Annotated in this window: 1 protein-coding gene; it reads right to left on the reverse strand. The window is 23.3% G+C overall.

Annotated elements, in window-relative coordinates; translation table 11 throughout:
- Nucleotides 1-313: AAA family ATPase (locus tag ACYQ44_RS10510; RefSeq protein WP_459997249.1), on the reverse strand; the 313-nt coding region annotated here is incomplete at both ends.

Here is a 313-nt window from a genome sequence, read left to right on the forward strand (position 1 = left end):
AGGTTTTTCATATTCATCTACTAGTATTACTACTTTTCCTTTTTTGGATAATTCTATTATTAAATCATCAAATGCATATTTATAGTGATCGTTTTTTATTTCTATACCATATTTTTTCCCTTCATCTTTTATTATTTTTAATAATCCTTCTTTTAATTCCTTTTCATTTTCACTTACTACATCAAGTAAATTTATCCTAATTATGGGATATTCTTTAAATTCCCATTTGTCATATATGTATGTATCTTTAAATAATTCCTTTTCCCCTTTGAATAAATAATAAAACGTCGATATTGTTAAGCTTTTTCCAAAC

It is taken from the genome of Marinitoga arctica, from assembly GCF_054657315.1.